Origin of the sequence: Corynebacterium sp. A21, from assembly GCF_052266655.1 — a bacterium.
GTDB lineage: Bacteria > Actinomycetota > Actinomycetes > Mycobacteriales > Mycobacteriaceae > Corynebacterium.
Map to the genome: position 1 here is coordinate 16,180 of NZ_JBQPQY010000001.1, position 20,122 is coordinate 36,301.

16 protein-coding genes are annotated in these 20,122 nt (G+C 62.6%); 7 read left to right on the forward strand and 9 right to left on the reverse strand.

Translation table 11 applies throughout. The features are described 5' to 3' along the window. Window positions 1-107 precede the first annotated feature (107 nt). The 5 genes from pcaH (at window position 108) to ACTU46_RS00095 (ending at window position 4,307) form a co-directional block, all read left to right on the forward strand. The gene (pcaH, locus tag ACTU46_RS00075; protein ID WP_443377883.1) at window positions 108-800 is read left to right on the forward strand and encodes a protocatechuate 3,4-dioxygenase subunit beta; all 693 of its coding nucleotides are present in this window, start codon (window positions 108-110) and stop codon (window positions 798-800) included. A gap of 60 nt (window positions 801-860) precedes the next feature. Next, window positions 861-1,481, forward strand: coding sequence for a protocatechuate 3,4-dioxygenase subunit alpha (gene pcaG / locus ACTU46_RS00080; RefSeq protein ID WP_443377884.1), 621 nt, complete (start codon window positions 861-863; stop codon window positions 1,479-1,481). An 11-nt stretch (window positions 1,482-1,492) separates the two neighbouring features. Next, window positions 1,493-2,626: a lyase family protein gene (locus ACTU46_RS00085; protein ID WP_443377885.1), complete on the forward strand. Its 1,134-nt coding sequence runs from the start codon at window positions 1,493-1,495 to the stop codon at window positions 2,624-2,626. Between the two features lie 22 nt (window positions 2,627-2,648). Then, window positions 2,649-3,044 (forward strand): 4-carboxymuconolactone decarboxylase, encoded by a 396-nt coding sequence (pcaC, locus tag ACTU46_RS00090; protein ID WP_443377886.1) that lies wholly within the window; start codon window positions 2,649-2,651, stop codon window positions 3,042-3,044. 69 nt (window positions 3,045-3,113) lie between these two features. Continuing rightward, window positions 3,114-4,307 (forward strand): 4-hydroxybenzoate 3-monooxygenase, encoded by a 1,194-nt coding sequence (locus ACTU46_RS00095; RefSeq protein WP_443377887.1) that lies wholly within the window; start codon window positions 3,114-3,116, stop codon window positions 4,305-4,307. Window positions 4,308-4,398: 91 nt separating this feature from the next. Here ACTU46_RS00095 and ACTU46_RS00100 read toward each other — a convergent pair whose 3' ends face one another. The 6 genes from ACTU46_RS00100 to ACTU46_RS00125 all read right to left on the reverse strand — a co-directional run bounded on the left by ACTU46_RS00100 (window position 4,399) and on the right by ACTU46_RS00125 (window position 14,775). Then, a complete protein-coding gene (locus ACTU46_RS00100; protein WP_443377888.1) occupies window positions 4,399-7,992 on the reverse strand; it encodes an AAA family ATPase in 3,594 nt (1,197 codons plus the stop codon). Window positions 7,993-8,288: 296 nt separating this feature from the next. After that, window positions 8,289-10,520: a LuxR C-terminal-related transcriptional regulator gene (locus ACTU46_RS00105; protein WP_443377889.1), complete on the reverse strand. Its 2,232-nt coding sequence runs from the start codon at window positions 10,518-10,520 to the stop codon at window positions 8,289-8,291. Window positions 10,521-10,613: 93 nt separating this feature from the next. After that, complete coding sequence (locus tag ACTU46_RS00110; protein WP_443377890.1) at window positions 10,614-11,924, reverse strand: benzoate/H(+) symporter BenE family transporter; 1,311 nt, start codon at window positions 11,922-11,924, stop codon at window positions 10,614-10,616. Between the two features lie 44 nt (window positions 11,925-11,968). Next, window positions 11,969-12,727, reverse strand: coding sequence for a 3-oxoadipate enol-lactonase (gene pcaD, locus ACTU46_RS00115; protein ID WP_443377891.1), 759 nt, complete (start codon window positions 12,725-12,727; stop codon window positions 11,969-11,971). Between the two features lie 6 nt (window positions 12,728-12,733). Further along, window positions 12,734-13,972, reverse strand: a complete 1,239-nt coding sequence (locus ACTU46_RS00120) for an acetyl-CoA C-acetyltransferase (RefSeq protein WP_443377892.1) — start codon at window positions 13,970-13,972, stop codon at window positions 12,734-12,736. A gap of 26 nt (window positions 13,973-13,998) precedes the next feature. Continuing rightward, window positions 13,999-14,775 carry an IclR family transcriptional regulator domain-containing protein gene (locus ACTU46_RS00125; RefSeq protein ID WP_443377893.1) on the reverse strand — a complete coding sequence of 259 codons (777 nt, stop codon included), beginning with the start codon at window positions 14,773-14,775 and terminating at the stop codon, window positions 13,999-14,001. Between the two features lie 118 nt (window positions 14,776-14,893). Between ACTU46_RS00125 and ACTU46_RS00130 the strand changes: the two genes are divergently transcribed. Both ACTU46_RS00130 and ACTU46_RS00135 read left to right on the forward strand, forming a co-directional pair. After that, complete coding sequence (locus tag ACTU46_RS00130) at window positions 14,894-15,637, forward strand: CoA transferase subunit A (RefSeq protein ID WP_443377894.1); 744 nt, start codon at window positions 14,894-14,896, stop codon at window positions 15,635-15,637. Beyond that, window positions 15,637-16,287, forward strand: a complete 651-nt coding sequence (locus ACTU46_RS00135) for a CoA transferase subunit B (protein ID WP_443377895.1) — start codon at window positions 15,637-15,639, stop codon at window positions 16,285-16,287. The genes ACTU46_RS00130 and ACTU46_RS00135 overlap by 1 nt, the downstream gene beginning before the upstream one ends. Before the next feature lie 155 nt (window positions 16,288-16,442). Here the strand turns inward: ACTU46_RS00135 and ACTU46_RS00140 are convergent, their stop codons facing one another. The 3 genes from ACTU46_RS00140 to ACTU46_RS00150 are packed head-to-tail and all read right to left on the reverse strand — an operon-like array spanning window position 16,443 to window position 19,959. After that, window positions 16,443-17,819, reverse strand: coding sequence for an MFS transporter (locus ACTU46_RS00140; RefSeq protein WP_443377896.1), 1,377 nt, complete (start codon window positions 17,817-17,819; stop codon window positions 16,443-16,445). Between the two features lie 11 nt (window positions 17,820-17,830). Further along, entirely contained in the window at window positions 17,831-18,829 is a 999-nt protein-coding gene (locus tag ACTU46_RS00145; RefSeq protein WP_443377897.1) for a PDR/VanB family oxidoreductase, read from the reverse strand. 2 nt (window positions 18,830-18,831) lie between these two features. Further along, window positions 18,832-19,959, reverse strand: coding sequence for an aromatic ring-hydroxylating dioxygenase subunit alpha (locus ACTU46_RS00150; protein WP_443377898.1), 1,128 nt, complete (start codon window positions 19,957-19,959; stop codon window positions 18,832-18,834). Window positions 19,960-20,122: the final 163 nt, after the last annotated feature.

A 20,122-nucleotide genomic window follows, 5' to 3' on the forward strand; every position in this document is an offset into this window, starting at 1 on the left:
GCCCGGGAAAATGCCCGTTCGCTGGGTGAACCCCTTGGGAAACTGTGATTCAGCTCCTAGATTGGTCGCAATACCTCCTCTCATCACGGAACCGAAAGGCATGGAAAATGTCACTTCCGCTCACCAGCCCCACCGAGGGTGCATATGCACCGCTGATCTTCCCCCGGTACAAAACCACCCTCAAGCGCAACCCGAACAATGACTTGATCATGGTTCCCGAGCGGATGGGTGAGCTCACCGGCCCGGTCTTCGGCGAGCGGGACTTCGGCGGCGTTGACAATGACATGACCCTGGCCAACGGCGGCGAGGCCGTGGGCCAGCGAATCTTCGTTCACGGCCGGGTCCTCGGTTTCGACGGCAAGCCCGTCCCAGAGACCCTGGTTGAGGCCTGGCAAGCCAACTCCGCCGGCCGTTACCGCCACAAGAACGACTCCTGGCCGGCCCCACTGGATCCGCACTTCAACGGTGTCGCCCGCACCCTGACGGACAAGGACGGCAACTACAGCTTCTACACCGTTATGCCGGGTATGTACCCCTGGGGGAACCACCGCAATGCGTGGCGTCCGGCGCATATCCACTTCTCGCTCTTCGGCCGTCAGTTCACTGAGCGTCTGGTCACCCAAATGTATTTCCCGGGCGACCCGATGTTCTTCCAGGACCCGATCTACAACTCCGTGCCCGCCGGTGCCAGGGAGCGGATGATCGCCACCTTCGACTATGACGAGACCCGCGAGAACTTCGCGGTGGGCTACAAGTTCGACATCGTGCTGCGTGGCCGCAATGCCACCGCCTTCGAGTGAGTCCTTTCCCTCATCCCAGCATCCCATCCACTTTCGTAGAACCAGCCCAGGAGAATCCCCATGACCATTGACAGCGATCCGCATAACGAGCAACGCTGGGACGTGTCCACCATCAAGGACCAGAGCGAGGCCGAGTTCGGCCTCACCCCTTCCCAGACCGTCGGCCCCTATGTCCATATCGGCCTCACCCTCAAGGACTCCGAGTTGCTGGTCGAGCCCGGTACCGGGGGAGCCATCGAGGTCAGCTTCTCGGTCACCGACGGCAATGGTGACCCGGTCGGGGATGCCATGATCGAGCTCTGGCAGGCCAACAGCGAAGGCGTGTTCAACTCCCCGCTGGATCCGCGTGCCGCCGCCACCGTCGAAGGCTTCCGTGGCCTGGGCCGTGGCATGGTCGACGCAACCGGAAGCGTCACCTTCACCACCCTTCGCCCCGGTGCGCATGATGAGGAGGAGGCTCCGCATGTGAAGGTCGGTGTCTTCGCTCGCGGTATGTTGGAGCGTCTCTACACCCGCCTCTATTTCCCGGATCAGGACAACTCTTCCGATCCGGTGCTCAATGCGGTGCCGGAGTCCCGTCGTCCGCTGCTCATTGCGCAGCCGACTGAGAAGGGCTACCACCTGGACATCACTGTCCAGCATGAGGATCCGAATCTCGAGACCCCTTTCTTCGGTTTCTAGGGCGGTCCGGGATGTTCCTGAGCAGATCCGATTATGCTGACCTCGCCGGCGGCGACACCAGCGCACACCGCCACCTCTCCGATGAGGCCTTCCTGCGCCAGATCCTGGTCTTTGAAAAGAACTTGGCGACGGCCGCCGGTGCCGCCGGAGTGTTGGCGAGCGCCGAGGTTGAAACCGCGCACGCCACCATCGACAGCTTTGAGCTGGATATCGCCGAGATTTCAGCAGCCTCCGCCGCCGGCGCCAACCCGGCGATCCCGATCGCCACGGCACTCAAGGCCATTGATCCGGTAGGTATCCATCCCGGTGCCACCAGCCAGGACGCCATCGACACCGCCCTGGTCCTCTGCCTCAAGAGCGCCGGCGGGCCGCTGCTGGAGCTGCTGGCAAACATCCGGACGCTTCTGGCACAGCTGTGCCAGGACCACCGAGATACCCCGATGATCGGCCGGACACTCGGACAACAGGCCACCCCCACCACCTTCGGTGCGGTGGCCGCAGGCTGGTTGGAAGGTCTGCAAGCTACCAGCGCTGAGTTGGCGCACACACTTTCGGACCTTCCGGTCCAATACGGTGGTGCCACCGGAACTCTGGCCGCCACCCATCCCCACGGGCTGCTCATCCATGATGAACTGGCTGAGCTGCTGGGGCTGAAGGCCACGCCGATCGTCTGGCACACCAACCGTTATCCGCTGGTCCGGGTGGCCACTGCACTGGCTGCCACGGCAGGGGCGATCCGTAAGATCGCCGGCGACATCGTCTGGCTCTCGGCCTCGGAGATCTCTGAGCTCCGGGAAGCCACCCCAGGTGGATCCTCAGCCATGCCGCACAAGGCCAACCCAGCTGCCGCAGTGGCCTGCGACGGCTACGCCCGGCGTGCCCCGGCGCTGGCCGCCACCATGCTCGATGCCATGGATTCCCGACATCAGCGAGGGGTGGGCAGCTGGCATGCGGAATGGCCCACCATCCGGGAGTTGGCCGCCACCACCGCCTCGGCCGCCGCCCGACTGCACGCCAGCCTGGATGGCATCACCGTGGATGTCGCGGCAATGGCACAGAATCTGGCGCACTCCGCCACCGGAAACCAGTCCGCCGGCCATGCCGGAGACCTGGTGGACACCGTGCTGGAAAATACCCAGCCCTGAAGAATTGGAAGGAAGAAGACACATGAGTGACAAGTACCAGGAGGGCCGCGAGGCTTCCTTCGAGACCGGAATGCGCAACCGCCGGGCCGTGCTCGGTGACACGCACGTGGACGCGGCCGTCGCAAAGCAGACCCCGACCACCGAGATCTTCCAGGACTTCATCACCCGCACCGCCTGGGGCGATGTCTGGAACCGAGAGGCTCTCGATCACACACAGCGTCGCCTGCTAACCATCGCGATCCTGACCGCCGTGGGTAATGACGGTGAGCTGGACATGCACATCCGGGCCGCGCTGCGCGCCGGGGTAGACCAGGACACCATCGCCGAGGTGCTGTTGCACACCGCGATCTACGCCGGAGTCCCGAACTCCAACCATGGCTTCAAATTGCTTGACGCCGCCGTGGCGGAGCAGTCCTAGATCTTTTCTGACATACCTGTATCAATTCAAGCCAGCCTTCAAACGTATTGATCCAATAGGAGAATCGCTGTGAATCACGTGCCTGTCGCCATCATCGGAGCCGGACCTGCGGGTCTGACCCTGTCCCATCTGCTGCACCAGCATGGTGTGGAATCCATCGTCTTTGAATCCCGGACCCGCCAGCAGGTGGAGGAGACCGTCCGCGCCGGCATCCTGGAACAGGGCACCCTCAACCTCATGCGGGATACCGGGGTGGGGGAGCGGATGGACCGCGAGGCGGATATCGATGAAGGCATCGATATCAGCATCAACGGCCAGCCCACCCGCATCCCGCTGACTGAGCTGACTGGTCATCACGTCGCGATCTGGCCGCAGCACGAGTACCTCAAGGACTTCATCGCCAAGCGCCTCGAGGATGGCGGCACCATCCTCTTCTCCACCACCGTTGATGATGTCAAGGGCCACCTGGGGGACAAGCCGACCCTCACCTACACCACCGAAGGCGGTGCGGCTGAGACTCTCAGCGCGGACTATGTCATTGCCGCCGATGGTTCATCCTCGCCCTACCGCAAGATCATCACCGAGGGCACCGGCGCTGGAATCCGTGCCCGCCATGAATACCCCTACGCCTGGTTCGGCATCCTGGTCGAGGCCCCGAAGACCCAGAAGGAACTGATCTACGCCACTCACCCGGAGGGCTTCGCCCTGATCTCCACCCGCAGCGAGACGATCCAGCGCTACTACCTGCAGTGCGACCCGGATGACACCGTGGATATGTGGTCTGATGAGCGGATCTGGGAGCAGCTGCACCTGCGGGCGGACTCCGAGGAAGTCAAGGTCACCGAGGGCAAGATCTTTGATAAGGCGGTGCTGCGCTTCCGTTCCGCAGTGACCGAGCCCATGCAACAGGGACGTCTCTTCCTGGCCGGCGATGCCGCCCACACCGTCCCACCGACCGGTGCCAAGGGCCTGAACCTGGCGGTCGCCGATGCCGCGGTGCTGGCACCGGGCCTGGTCCGGGCGCTCAAGCGCAAGGACACCGGACTACTTGATGACTACACCTCGCTGGCGGTGCCGCGAATCTGGAAGGCCCAGCACTTCTCCTACTGGATGTCCTCCATGCTCCACGCCGTCCCGGGTGAGGATCACTTCGCCACGCAGCGTCGTTTCGCGGAACTGCGCTCCGTGCTGGAGTCCGAGGCCGGTCAGCGTTACCTGGCCGAGCAGTACGTGGGTAAAGACCTGCCGAAGTTCGAGGTCTAGTCTCACTGCTTATCGACGCCGCGGTGGTGGGGCTGCGAAGTCAACTATCGGTGGCCTCAGGGCTACGGAAGATCTGGTCTTACTTGGGCAATCACCGATTCACCTTTTGGTCGATTCGACGAGCTGCCTGCTCGACCAGAGTTGAATCGCCTGAAGACTCATAGGTTGAGATGGACTCAAGCGTTGAATCGGTCAGATCCCGCCATTCTTGGGGAGACAGCGGTCTCCCCTGCGCATGCAACCAGCCGTGTAGCCCGCTGAGCTCCATGGCTGCGCTGCGCTGGACTGCCGACAGCGCATGCAGCTCGTATATGAGCACCGGAAGCTCCCGTTCCAGCGGTCCGCCCAGGGACCGCTCCAAGGGGAGCGGCGCTTTCCGGGATTGATCTATGCTCCGCTTTCGCCTGGTGAGGAACCATTTGATGGCACTGTAGAAACCGAAGAACAGAATCGCGAATGAAGCGAGCACCAGGGTAATCCCAATTGCATCAGCTCCAGCTGCTCCGATGAAAGCACCGATCCAGAACACGAGGAACGCAGCCATCATCGAAAATCCGAATCGGCGGCCATAAGCTGGCTGAGGCTGCTGCTCGATATGCTCCGGTGCGGCGACAGCCCCCAGACGCTCAATGAGTTCGGCCCGTGATCGACACAACCACGCGGTTTCGCCGGCGATCAGTGCAAAAGCATCATCCGGCCGATTGAATTCATTGAAGGTCCGTCCTCGGAACAGTTTCTCCATGATGTTGAGTGTGGGCTCCGAGGTCGGGGGCGCAGCATCCACAGGTTGAGGTGCAGGATCCACAAATTCAGGTGATTCCACGACTTCGGGAGCAATCACCTTATTGTCATGATCGTGTCCGGTGACTTGGGAGGAGACTTCCTTAACGTCCAGTGGTGCATTCTGAGGCGAGGAAATGGGGAATTCCTCGAGCTCAGAAGGTGCAGAGATCTCGGTGGACTCACTCTGTTCCGACAATCGCGGAAGCGCCCAGCGCTGAAACTCATCCATCAGGACAACTGGTTTGCCGTAAGAAGCCGCCAGTTTTGCCTTTCCGTCCATGGCCTCGGGATCATCAGAGATCAAGACATCGCATCGGGTACGGGTCACGGCCTGCTTGTACTCGAGTCCAAGATTGCGGCACAGCTGTTGGAGCTGTTCACCGTGAGCATAGCGCTGACCCTCAATGTAGACAGATCCTCTGAAGGCGACCCGGCAACCCGCTTCCAGTATTTCCACAGGGGCCCGAGAACTCGGCCCGTTGATCACGGTTGGCGCGGTGGAGTCCTCAACAACAGCCGGAACAATCTCGGATGGAGCAGCAGTGCTGTCATAGGTGTCCGGTAGTGGCACCTCAGCGAGGCTCCCGGTGGAAGGCACCGCAGGCTGTGGGTTGTTATACCAGGACTCAAAGTCGGCGGCCGACACCACCGGTTTGCCGTATTCACGTGCTGCCTGAGCCTTCCGGGACATGCTCGCAACATCGCCCGCAACCAGAAGATCACACTTTGATTTGGACATGGACTTCTTGTACTCGAGACCCAGATCAGTGCAGATAGGCGCCAGCTCATCGTCTTTTCGCAGCACCTGACCGTTGAGGGAGATTTGGCCGGTGAATGCGACCCTTGTTCCGGGCGTAAACAACTGAGCCGGATCAACGGTCAACATCTGGGGATCTGGAAGATCCACTTCACCTTCAATGGTCCGGCTAGCTCGCTTCAACAGTTCCTGGTGTTGACCGGGCCCCCACCCGCCGCGGGAAATGGCCCAGTCAGACATGATCTCAAGCGCTTCGACGACCTCTGCTCTGGAATCTGCCCGCCGTGCCGCACCGGACAGCGACGCCCAGGCGATATCAGAGTCAGTGGCTCGGGCTGGGTCGAGCATCAGGGATTCCTTTGGAGCCCAATCAGGGATGTACACCGAACCTTCGGTGTCTAAACTGGCGTTGGGTACCGTCACTCCCCGGTGCGGGGTGAAATCGCCCCGAAGATAAGCGTCCGCCATGTCATATACCCGTGCGACAACGCCGTCTCCTCGTGGTGTGTACTCGAGATCGGAAATGTCATAGCCGATCCCGAGACCAATCTCCATGCCCTTCTCCTGGTGACGAACGGCCCGCTCAAACATCGCCAATTTGTCGGCGATGACGAGCCCGCCCGCGGCCTGGCGCAACAATAGCGGCCAGAATTCTCCAAGTGAGGGGGCCAGAGCGAGTCCAGCGTTCGGAATAGCGTGTTGTTCTCCGAATGTTCCCAGATCGCTCATCGGGTTGATCCATGTGCCGAAGTCGGCGACCTTTCGATCACCCTCGATGATCACCACATGGACTCTCGCGATGTGTTTTGACACTGAAAAGTCGACGCCGTCGAAGGACATGAAGACCATCCGGGAGGTGTCGGCCTCGGCCGATGACTCTCGTTGAATCATCCGCACCAGACTTCCATCCGCATTGATGTTCTTCGCCAGAACCTGTTGATTGAACCGTAGGTTCTCCAAATCGACAGCACGTGAAAGTGCCACATAGAACTGTCCTTCTGTGGTGGTCCCGCCCTTGAGGTTGATGAAACACTTTGGAATTGTCTTGCCCTGGCTCTTATGGATGGTGATCGCCCACGCCAGAATGATTGGGAACTGTCTGATGGTACCGACAACCTCGCTGGACAGCCGCCCGCCTTCCAATGAGGGGCGCTTACTTTCCCAGAGGTGTTTTTCGACCACTACCAGCTTGCCGTCATCGAGAGCGATGGAAATTTCCTTCTCAGTGGCATCAGTGATGACTCCGAAGCTACCGTTGACGAAATCACCACTCGAGTCATTGACAACCGTCATTACGCGGGCACCGCGTGCATAGTCCAGAGACACGTTTCCGGGGAAGTCCTTGACTTCCACTTGGCCCTGGGTTTCCGCTACGGAGCGGAATTTTTCACCTGCCAATGAGGACAGCCGTTCCTGATTTATCTGTTCCACAGTGCTGCGACGGCTGGTCAGGGTCACCCACTCTTCGTCGGGAACAAAATCAGGGTCGACTCTGTGGTTCAGAAGTTCCAACACTTCCTCGCTCACAGATCCTTCCCTGACTTGGTTGAGTACCTCAACGAATTCCGGATCGGTTTGGCGCCAGACCTGTCGAAGTTCGACCTGTGTTAGCTGCAGCTCCTGATAGCACTTTGCAGAGAAGAAGTATGGGGTATCCCAGAACTTCAGGAACATATCGCGCTCATAATCGGGAAGAACTGGCGGCAACTGCAGTAGATCGCCGACGAGTACAAGTTGCACGCCGCCAAAGGGAGTATCGCTGGTTCGAATTCTGCGAAGGGCAATATCCATCATGTCGAAGAGGTCCGCACGGACCATGGAGATCTCATCGACGACGAGGACATCGACGGCCTCCAATACAGCAGTGACCCGTGCACTGGGGAAGTAGCTGCCACCAGGTTGCAGGTCGTCTGGGTAAAGTCCGGGTCGGAATCCGAAGGTCTTGTGTATGGTCGTGCCTCCGATATTCAAAGCGGCTACACCTGTTGGAGCGGTGATGAGCAGGTTTCGATGTGTATTGCGCTCGATGAACATCCGCAACAACGTTGACTTACCGGTTCCGGCCCGCCCTGTTAGCAGGACATTCTTCCTGGATTCGAGTGCCTCAAGTGCATGCTTGAATTCCTCGGTTATGTGGATTCCCATTAATGTTTCCTATCGCATGGAATCATGAACAATTCATGAAAGCTGAGTATTTGTTATATGCGATTTAATCATTGCGACAGGACGCGGGTGGATCCAGAGAGGGTGCTGTTCGAAAGGTGAGCGACTTTTCCGGGCGTAAAGATCCCGGACAAAAATTGAATGGTGAATGCTATCAGCACAGTTCATCGAGTAGATACTGAGAATTGTTCTCAGCTTAATATTGAGCTTGCCACAAAAATTCAGTGGGATGAAAATCGAATACCATCACCTGGAATTCTTCCTGATGGAGCACCCCCTCACCGCCGCAGCAACGCCTGCGGCAGCTCCGCGCGGGAGGCGAGCCCCAGCTTCTTGTACACCCGGGTCAGGTGGTATTCCACCGTCTTGGTTGACAGGGATAATTCCTGGGCGGCCCCACGGTTGGTGGCCCCCTCGGCCACGAGAACCGCGATCTGTTCCTCCTGCGGGGTCAACCCCAATCGGTTGGGGCGACGTCCGCCCATTCCCCCGGCGCGACGCTCCACCTCACAACGGTGCACCATCGTGGTGGCACCCATCATGATGAACACTTCTTCAGCGCGGGCGAAGAACTCCTCCGCCCGGGAACGCCGACCGATCCGGCGTAGCACGGAACCGAACTCGAAGAGGATGCGGGCCTCATAGGCGGGCAGGTTCATGCCGGAGATCGAATCCACCGCATCCTCCAGACTGGATACCCCGGCGCGGGTCATGCCGCGCTGGATCTGGATGCTGGCCCGGGGCACAAGGTTCTTCGCGTGCAGGGAGACGATGCCGCTGTCGCGGTAGCGGGCCTCCGCTCCCGTGATGACCTCATCGGCGGCATCCACATGCCCGGCCGCGACCAGGGAGTTGGCGTAGATATCCTCCCAGGGCCAGAATCCGGGCTGCTGGGTGTCCTGCTGCCGGACGATGTCACGCAGGTTCTTTCCGGCACGCAGCGCATCGCCGAGTTCAGCGGAGGTGGAGGTGATGATCATCCTTCCCATCGCCGCGGGCAGGCGTTGGATGAGGAAGGAGTCCTCGGAGGTCTGCATCCGGGACAGGTAGTGGCGGGAGAGCTCCAGGTGTCCGCTCATCGCGGCGATCTGGGCCCCAGTCCACAGCAGCAGCGGGTTGAGCAGTGGTGTCTCGCAGGCTTCACTGAGTGCGAGACCGCGCTCGACCACGGCGGCGGCCCGGGACCATTCGCCGAGCACGTAGTGGGTTCGGGCCAGGAAACCAGCCTGCCAGAGCCCCACCAGATCGGAGTCACCGCGCACGCGCCGGGAGAGCAGCTCCCGGGCACGGACGGCATCATCGAAGACCAGGGAGACCCAGCCCGCGATCAGGTCGGCCTTCTGCTGCTGGCGTGGGTCCTCATAATGCAGTTTTCGGGGCTGGGTGCCATGGTCCACCGCCGCCAGGAATCCCTCGAAGATATCCCGGTCTGCGGAGCGTGCGGTCCAGGCCCGGATGCCACGCATATCCCAGTTGGCCAGTTGGTGGAAGATCTGGCGATCCGCCAGGGTGGGGGAGAAGGGGGCGTGTGCGAATTCGCGTCCCGCGAGTTGGCGGTGCCCGGCATAAGCGGCCAGGTAGCCGCGTAGTTCGGAGACTTCTTCGGCGCTGCTCTCCAATTCCAGGCGGGCGGAGCCGAGGTCGGCGGCCTCGGCGAAGGATTCCGCCCGCTCCAGGGCGCTGCTTCTCGACGCCGCGACCGGCAACCCGAGTCGTTCCCGCAGGTTCGCCTCCAAGCCTGGTGGGGTGTCCGCCCGGGTGACGCTGCGGTGCTGGGGGCGGCGGAAGCGGAGTCGGCCATGGACATGCTCCAGGACCCCGGCGGCGACGAATTCATCGGCGCGGATTAACTCCGCGGCGTCGAGCAGGCTGCTGTCCAGACCCTCCGGTGGGAGGGCAATTAGACGGAGAACATCATCGCGGAGATCCCGGTCGCGCCAGTAGTTCGGCAGCGGGATGGTGGGGGCGGGGCGGGACCAGTGGGTCAGTTCCGCGGCGTCGAGAAGCTCCCGGATCAGCTGGGGTAAGCCACCGGTGACGTCGTGGATGCGGTGGGCGGTGTCGGCGTCGCAGACCCCGACGATCTGGCGGGCCAGTTCCGCGGTCTCCGGGACCGAGAGTGGCGGCAGGGAGAGGACATCGGTGGCGGAGTCCAGGCGGATCGGGGCGCTGCCGAGCAGAATCAGTCGGGGACCGTCGGTCTGGTGCACCCGTGCCAGAATGCGGTTGAGATCGGCTGGCTCAGCCAGGTGGATATCATCGATGAGAAGAATGGCATCTGCCTGGATCTCCCCCGGCAGGCTCGCTAGTGCGCTGGTGCCTGGGAGGGCACGGGTGGCCGTCAGTACATAGGCGGGCAGCTCGGCGGCGAGTTCCCGGAGGAAGTGTCCTTTGTTGACTCCTGAGGGGCCGGTGACCAGCAGGAAGCGGCCATTCTCGGACTCTCTGAGTTCAGCGAGGATACGGCGCAGGAGCAGCAGCCGCCGAGGTAAGAGACCGGTGGTGAACATGGTGTCAAGGCTACCGGGAAAACCGAGACCGGCCCTGCTTCCCGTGGCGGGAGGCAGGGCCGGTCTCGGTGGAACTGCAGTAATACTGTCGTATTAGTTAGCGGGCTTTTCCGCCAGTTGTTCCACTGGTTTCACGGATTCCCCGCGATCAGACTTCGCCGCCTTCGGTGCACGATCCAGCAGGAAGGCGATGATGCCGCCGAAGACCAGCCCCCAGAAGGGTGCGGTGATATTCCAGATGGTCAGTTCCGAGACGGTGACCAGGAAGCACACCAGCGCACCGGTGGAGAAGGGTCCCTTGAAGCCGGCGAGGAAGGCGTTCTTCAAGGGGGTGAGCATCGCGATACCGGCCAGCGCCGCAATGAAGGAGGCCGGCATCGCCAACATGAAGCCGACGAAGGCCGGGGAGACGAGTCCCACCAGCACTGCACCGAAGCCGGTGACCATGGCGGCGGTGTAGTGGCGCTCCTTGTTTGAGCCAGCCACGATCAGGGCATTGGTCGGGCCGGTCAGACAGGTTGAGGTGGTACCCAACAGTCCCATCGGAACCGAGGCGATACCGGAGACTGCTGCCGAGAGGTTCGCCCCCTGGCGGTGTCCGGCGGCACTGAGTACCGTCGTGCCCTGGCCGTTCTGGACGATGACCACGGTGATCGCCAGTGGGACCACCAGTTCGGCCATCGCGGCGAAGGAGAACTCCGGGGTGGTGATCAATGGCTGGGCGAAGATCCCGTTGTCCAGGATGCCCGGGGCCAGCTGACCAGCGGCGATCGCTACGACGGTGCCGACGAGCGCGGCCACCGCCACCGGCGGAGCCATCTTCGCCACCGCCGGTAGCGCACTCAGCGCGACGAAGACGAGGATCATCGGGATCGAGATCAGGGGATCATCGGTGGCGGAGCCGACCAGATCCAGACCGAAGCGGAGGAAGATGCCGGCCACCATCGCCATGACGATCGTCGGTGGCAGGGCCGCCATGATCTTGCCGATCAGGCCGGTCCAACCCAAGAGGAAGATCAACACCGCGGTGGCCATGTACGCACCGATCACCTCCCCGAAGGAAAGATGGGTCAGAGCATCACCGACGATCACGGTGCCCGGGATTGTCCAGAAGTACGCCTGCGGTGAACGGTAGAGATAGGTCAACAGCAGGGTCAGTAGACCATTGCCCAGGAAGGCCCCGAAGATCCAGGACGAGGTCTGCTGGCTGTCGAGATTTCCGGCGGCCGCAGCCTGCAGAATCACCGCGATCGGACCTGAGGCCGAGAAGATCAGGGCAACAAGTCCATTGCCGATCTCCTGCGGGCCCAGATCCCGGGCGATCTCACGCAGCGTCGGACGGGCTAGCTCGGGGCGCTCAATGGCCATGAGTGCGCCTACCCCCGAGGTTCTTTCCTTGGTCATCTTGAGACCTCCACGATCACGGTGCACAGCAGGGAGACGGGTGTTTAGCCAGCGAAGTGCTTGAGCAGCAGTTCGTTGACTGCGGTCGGTTGCTCGACGGTGGGCACGTGGGCGGCCGGGGAAAGGACCTCGGCGTGGCCGTTGGCGACACCGTCGGCGATGCCCTGGAGCACTTCGGGCGGGGTGGAGGGATCATCGGCGCCCGCGATGGTGAGCACCGGTACGGTGATCTCGGCGAGCCGCTGAGTGAAGTTCCAACCGGCGAGGGCATCGCAGCAGGAGGCGTAACCTTCGTTGTCGGTGGCGGCGATCATCTGGCGGTAGTGCTGGGAGGTGGCGGGCTTCTCCGCGAGGAATCCGGGGGAGAACCAGCGGCCCACGATGGCATCGGCCAGGGAATCGACACCGGCGGTACGGGCGGCGGCGGCGCGCTCGAACCAACCGGCCGGCTCACCGAACTTCGGGGAGGTACACAGGAAGACCGCCTGAGTAACGCGCCCGCTGGTGGCTGCCAGGTACTGGGCGACTGCGCCACCGAGGGAGAGGCCGGCGACCTTGAAGGACTCGATACCCAGGGAATCGAGGGTCTTGAGGACATCATTGGCCAGGTCGTCGATGGTGGCCGGGCCCGGGATGACCGGGGAGCCGCCATGACCGCGGTGATCCAGTGCGATGACGCGGTGCTCATGGGAGAGCGCGTCGAGCTGCGGTAGCCACATGTCGGTGGTCGAGCCGATGGAACCGAGCAGCACGACGGTGGATTTGTCGTTGGTGCCGTAGGAAACGTGATTCAGGATGGTCATGTTGTACTAGTTCTCCTTCTCGATGACGGCGGCCAGGCCCTGGCCACCGCCGATGCACATGGTCACCAGGGCGCGGTTGGCGTCGGTGCGCGCCATCTGGTGGGAAGCGGTCACCAGCATGCGGGCGCCGGTGGCGCCGACCGGGTGGCCCAGGGAGATGCCGGATCCCAGCGGGTTCAGGCGCGGATCTTCCTTGTCGATGCCCCACTCGTTGAGCACGGACAGTGCCTGGGCGGCGAAAGCCTCGTTGAGCTCGATCAGGTCCATGTCGTCCAGGGTCAGGCCCAGGCGCTTGAGTAGCTTGGCGGTGGCCGGGACCGGGCCGATACCCATGGTCTCCGGGGCGACACCGGCGACGGCCCAGCCGCGCAGGGTCACGGCCGGGGTCAGGCCCAACTCAGCAGCCTTGGCACGGGTGGTCACGATCATGACGGCGGCACCGTCATTCTGGCCGGAGGCGTTTCCGGCGGTGACGGTGGCGTTCTCGTCCTGGCGGCCCATGATCGGGCGCAGCGAGGCCAGCTTCTCCAGGGTGGAATCCTTACGCGGGTGCTCGTCCTTGTCGATGGTGACAGCCGGATCCTTGCGACGACGACCGGGCACGGTCACCGGTACGATCTCGGCGTCGAAGATGCCGTTTTCCTGGGCGGCGATAGCCCGGGCATGGGAGGTGGCCGCCATCGCGTCCTGCTCCTCGCGGGGGATGGAGTACTTCTCACGGAGATTCTCGGCGGTCTCGATCATGCCGCCGGGGATCGGGTGGTTCTTGCCACCGGCGGTCTCGCGGGCCTCGGCGAGTCGGTCACGGAAGACCATGTTGCCGCCCTTGACACCCCAGCGGACATCGGCGTCGACGGTGTACTCGACCCGTGACATGGACTCGGCGCCACCGGCGATGATCAGATCCGCAGCACCTGCGGCGATGTGCGCGGCGGCAGTGGCCACGGCCTGCAGGCCGGAACCACAACGACGATCCAGCTGCATGCCCGGCACGGACTCGCCCAGGCCGGAATCCAGGGCGACGACCCGGCCCAGCGCCGGGGCGGCACCGTTCGGGGAAGCCTGTCCGAGAATCAGGTCATCGACATCCTCCGGCTTGATGCCGGTGCGCTCGACGAGGGCCTTGACCACGATGGTGGCCAGCTCCTGGACCGGGATCTGCGTCAGTGCGCCGCCGTAGCCGCCGACGGGGGTGCGCAGCGGGGAAACCAGGACGATGTCGTTGTCATTCTTTTCAGTGCTCATTGCGGTAGTACCTTCCTTAGACTTGGTTAGAACAGTTCCGTGGCGGCCAGATCCGAGGAGATCTGCCGGGCGGAATCAGTGATGGCGGGCAGGAAACGACGGTGCAGTTCATCGAGATTGTGCACCGCCGACTGGGTGGAGATGTTCACCGCGGCCACGATCTGGCCGTCGGGGGAGTAAATCGGGGCGGCGAGCGAGCGCAGTCCCGGCTCCAGCTCCTGGTCCACGATGCACCAGCCCTGGGTGCGGACCTTGGTCAGCTCTGCCCGCAACTCCTGCTCATCGTGCATTGCTGAGGGAGTCAGCGGGATGAGCTCAGCCCGGGAGAAGTACTCGGAGAGTTCATCTTCGGGCAGTCCCGCGAGCAGGATACGGCCCATTGAGGTGGAATAGGCGGGGAATCTGGTGCCGATGGTGATGGACACCGTCATGATCCTGCGGACCGGAACCCGGTTGACGTAGACCACGTCATCGCCGTCGAGCACCGACATGGAGGAGGACTCTCCCAGGGTGCGGGAGAGCTCCTCTAATCGGGGCTGGGCGATGGCCGGAAGTCCAAGTCCCGACATGTAGCTGTAGCCGAGTTCCAATACTTTCGGGGTGAGCCAGAACTCGGTGCCGTCGGTCCCTGCGTAGCCGATTCCCACCAGGGTGTGCAGGAAGCGGCGAGCGGTGGCCCTGGCCAGTCCGGTGGCTTCCGCCACCTGTGCCAGTGTCTGCCGGGGACGTTCCGCATCGAAGGTCCGGATGACGGACAATCCTCTGATCAGTGACTGGACCCGGGGGGATTCAGGCGTCGTCAATGGACGCTCCTTTCAGGTCTGAAATTCGGGTGAACCCAAGGATACGCTTTGGATCGCTCTAAATGTTCACAATGCGAACCCTTGTGCATCCCGTGAACATGAGTGTACAGTGAGCGCCATGATTGACAAGACGTTTTCCTCAATAGATTCGGCGGTGGCCGATATCCACGATGGCGCGTCAATCGCCGTCGGTGGTTTCGGTCTCGTTGGTATTCCGACTCTGCTCATCAACGCCCTACGCGCTCAAGGAGCCGGTGATCTGACGATCATCTCCAACAACTGCGGTACCGATGGCCAGGGCCTCGGACTGCTGCTGGAGGATGGTCGCATCACCAAGACCATCGGCTCCTATATCGGCTCCAACAAGGAGTATGCCCGTCGTTACCTCGAGGGCGAGTTGACCGTGGAGTTCACCCCGCAGGGCACCCTCGCCGAGCGCATGCGCGCCGGTGGTGCCGGTATCCCGGGCTTCTACACCACCGCCGGTGTGGGCACCCAGGTTGCCGAAGGTGGCCTGCCGCAGCGCTACAACACGGACGGCTCCGTCGCGATCGTCTCCAAGCCCAAGGAGACCCGCGAGTTCAACGGTGAGCTTTACGTCCTCGAGGAAGGCATCCGCGCCGACTTCGCCCTGGTTCACGCCCACAAGGCGGACCGCTTCGGAAACCTGGTCTTCTACAAGACCGCCCGCAACTTCAACCCGGATGCCGCCATGAGTGGCAAGATCACCATTGTCCAGGTCGAACACCTGGTGGATGTGCTGGATCCCGATGAGATTCACCTGCCCGGCATCTACGTTAACCGCGTGGTTCACGTCGGCCCGCAGGAAACCGGTATCGAAAATAGGACGGTGTCTAACTAATGACTTGGGACCACAACCAGATGGCTGCGCGCGTCGCGCAGGAACTGGAAGACGGACAGTACGTTAACCTCGGCATCGGCATGCCGACCCTGATCCCGGGCTACCTGCCCGAGGGTCTTGAGGTCATCCTGCACTCCGAGAACGGCGTCCTCGGCGTCGGGCCGTACCCCACCGAGGATGAGCTCGACCCCGAGCTGATCAACGCCGGCAAGGAGACCATCACGGTCAACCCCGGTGCCTCCTACTTCAGCTCCTCTGATTCCTTCGCCATGATCCGCTCCAAGTCCGTGGACGTCGCCGTCCTCGGTGTCATGGAGGTCTCCCAGTACGGCGATCTCGCCAACTGGATGATCCCGGGCAAGCTGGTCAAGGGGATGGGCGGCGCGATGGACCTGGTCCACGGTGCCTCCACGATCATCGCCATGACTGACCATGTCACCAAGAAGGGCGCCCCGAAGATCCTCGAGGCCTGCCGCCTGCCGCTGACCGGCGCCAAGTGCGTGAACATGATCGTCACCACCCACGCGGTCTTCGACGTCGACCCGATCGAGGGACTGACCCTGATCGAGTGTGCTGAGGGTGTCACCGTTGCAGAACTGCGCGAGATCACCGAAGCCGACTTCAAGCTCGGCGAGGGTGTGCAGGAGTAGTACAACCTGCTGCGTTCAACCGCGAAAGGGTGCCCCGGGGGATTATCCCCGGGGCACCCTTTCCTTTTTTGGCAGCTTATCGACGCTCAGGCCCGGCAGTCTCCCGCGCCGGGGTATCCCGGGCCCGTCGATAAGCGGCCGCTGGTTGCGTGAGGCTAGTGCGCGGCACCTGCCTTGGCTGGCTCCGTTGCCGTGAGTCCGGCGGTGGCAGCCTGGGATTGCGCGTGGGTCCGCAGCCCGATGAGGCTGGTGGCACCGGCGATGACGATCACAGCGACGCAGATGTAGAGCTGGGTCGGGCTCCAGCCGCTGTCGAGGAGGAAGCCGACGAGCATCGGGGCCATGATGGCACCGATACGGCCGACACCGATTGCGAAACCGACGCCGGTGGTGCGGATCCCCGGGGCGTAGACCTGCGGAGTGATGGTGTACATGCCGGCGACACAACCGTTGATCAGCATGCCGACCACAACTCCACTGGAGAAGGCCAGCAGTGGCAGCGAGGTGCTCATGATGAACAGCACCAGCAGAACGCCGGAGGCCACCATGAACACCATCAGGGTGCGGCGGGCATTCCACCTGGTGGTCAGGGCACCGTAGAGTAGCGAACCGAAGGTGCCTCCGAGGGTCAGTGCGAGGCCGCCGATGATGCCCTGCTCGGCGGTCATACCGGATTCGACCAGGAGCTTCGGGGTCCAGGAGTTGGCGAAGTAGAAGCCGAACATCACGATGAAGAAGGCCGCCCAGAGGCGCAGGGAGCTGGCCAGGACGCCAGGAGCGAGCAGCTGGCTGAGGCCGCTGCGCTGCTTCCCGCCCGACTGGGTGGTGGCATCGGCGGGGGAGTCGAGATCGATGCGGTAGTTTCCGGGATGCCCGATGCGGGCGGCGATCTTATTGAGCTTGGACTCCGCACCAGGAGAACGTCGGGAGTAGAGGAAGTCCACGGATTCCGGCAGGAAAACGGCGACCATGGCCGTGGCGAGGACGGTGACGAGGGCCCCAACCAGGAAGACCGAACGCCAGCCGAAGGTCGGGATCAACTCAGCGGCACCGAGGCCTCCCAGGGTGGCTCCGAGACCGTAGCCGGCGGTGTAGATGCTGATCGCCATGCCACGGTTGCGGCCATTGGAGAACTCACTGGTCACCACGGTGACGCAGGCGAGAATGCCGCCGATGCCTAGGCCGGTGAGAATACGCCAGAGGGCGAGTTCCAGGGCGGAGCCTGCCACCGAGGAAAGAAACAGTCCCGCAATATTGAGCAGCAATGAGAATAGGAGCAGATTACGGCGGCCGAACTTATCGGCCAACGGGCCGAGGATGAGGGAACCGGCAGCCATGCCCACCAGGCCGGAGCTGAGCAGGAGACCGAGTTGGCCACCGTTGAGACCGAACTCGGCGGAGACGGCATTGGCGGTGAAGGCCATGGCCAGGACGTCATAGCCGTCGAGGGCGTTGAGCAGGACGGCGAGGCCGACAATGAACCACTGGTAGCTCGACATCCGGGAGGCGTCAATGGTTTTACGAAGATCCATGCGTGTGTTCCTTAGTTGAGTGACACGGAGAGGGAGGTGGGGGAGGCGGAGCCGTTACTGCTGGGGCCGGGGACAGCCCGGGAGACGCAGGCACAGATCTTGGTGTTCTGGGCCTTCTGCCGGTCGGAGAGGAAGACATCACGATGGTCCATGGTGTGACCGGTGCTGTCGAGGATCTCGATCTCACAGAGACCGCATTCTCCCTTGCGACAGTCATACATCATGGGGGCACCGGCGCGCTGCAGTGCCTCCAACAGGGATTCATTTTTCCCCACCAGGGTGCGGATACCAAGCTGGGGTACCTCGACGGTGAAGGTCTCGGCACGGAACCAGCCGCTGTTGCCGAAGGTCTCGAAGCGCAGGTTGGTGGGGTCGAGATCACTGGCATACCAGGTTCGGCGCACCGCATCCATCAGCCGGATCGGGCCGCACATGTACAGCTCGGTGTCCGTTCCGAGGGAATCAATGAGCGTGGCGACGTCGAGGGAGGTGCCTTCGGAATCGAGGTGCAGCTCCAGCCGCTCGCCGTGCCGTGCCTTGAGCTCGTCCGCATAGGCCATGGCTTCCGGGGAGCGGGCCGCGTAGATCAGGCGGTAATCAGCGCCGAGGCGTTGCAGCAGGTCGGCCATGGCTGAGATGGCGGTGATCCCGATGCCACCGGCGAGCAGGACATAGGAAGGGGCGCCGACCCGCAGCGGGAAGTTCTGGATCGGGCGGGAGAGGGTGATCTCATGGCCGGGGCGCAGCGTGTGCATGTACTCGGAACCCCCGCGGGAATCCCGGGTGTGCAGCACACTCAGGGCGATCCGCGAGAAGTCCTCATTGGTGTCGATGATCGAGTAGGAGCGGGACTCCATTCCCTTCGCCAGCGGGAGGTGCACCTTCACGTGCTGGCCGGGGTGGACCTTGACCGGGGTAGCGGGCGCGAGTTCGATGCGGCGGATGTGCTCAGCAATCAGCTCAGAGGACAGGACGGTGGCCTGGTTCCAGGCAATGGTGGATTCAGACATGATTAGCCTCGCCCGGTCTTCGTGGCGGGGAAGGTGGTGTCGATGTTGAGGCGGCCCTCGCGGTCCAGTGCCGCTTCCAGGATGCGGCGGACCCACAGGCCGCCGGCATCGATGTTGAGGTTGTAGAACTCGTGGTCAGGGTTGGCGTCGATCGCATCCTGCTGTGCGGTGAGCATCTCCTCGTCCTCGCCGAACACGCCGTGGACCCCCTCACGCAGCTGCGTGGTGATCAGTTGGCTGTCCAGGCGGTAGTTGCGCTGGAAGGACCAGAAGTAGTGCGAGGAACGGTCGGTGTCCGGGGTGATCGAGTTCATGACATAACCGTTGACTCCCTGGCTGCGGTCGCCTTCCATGGCGCCGGTGCCGGCCTTGGCCACGCCGACATCGATGCAGATGGTGGAGGGGTAGTAGTAGTGGATGATCTGCCAGCGGTCGACCTTGCCCTCGAAGCCGGGGAACTTATCGTTCATGTTCTTCTGCCAGAACGGCGGGGCCTCGATCTCGTGCATCCAGCGGGAGACCGTGACGGAATCCTCGGTGTGGGTGACCACGAACTCAGACTCGCTGAGTTCATCCTGGCCGATGGTGGAGGCGTGGACGAACTCCTCATGCGTCAGATCCATCAGGTTGTCCAGGACTAGCTGGTAGTTGGCGGCAGCGGCGATGGTTTTGCCGTCGCCGGTCCAGTCTGGATGGTCCATCTGGTGCATGTCTGGCACCAGGGTCGGATCTGCCAGGGTGGGATCTCCCAGCCAGACCCAGATGTAGCGGTTCTGCTCGACGATCGGGTAGGAGGGCACTGCCGCTGAGGGGTTGAGTGTCTCCTGGGCGGGCATGGACATGCAGCGGCCGGCGGAGTTGTACTGCAACCCGTGATAGGGACACTGGATGCCGTCCCGTCCGACCAGCTTTCCCTTGGACAGTGGGGCCAGGCGGTGCCAGCAGGCATCGGCCAGTGCGACAGCGCGCCCATCCTGGGTGCGGTAGAGCGCCAGCGGTTTGTTCGCGACGGTGCGCGAGAAGATCTCCTTGTTGCTGACCTCATGGTCCCAGGCGGCGACGTACCAGGCGTTCAGGGGGTGCGGCAGGATCTTGGCGGTGGTGGTGAGCTTCGGGGCTGCGGATGTCATGGGATTCCTCGTTTCAGACAAACTTCCGGCTGGTTGAGAACTGGTCCTGGGCTGAATTGGGGCTGGGTCAGCGGCTGGATCGGTGGTGGCTCAGAAGCGGGAGGTCAGGGTGGGGTGGGATGTTCTTCCTGGATTAAATCAACTAACCAAATGACTAAACACT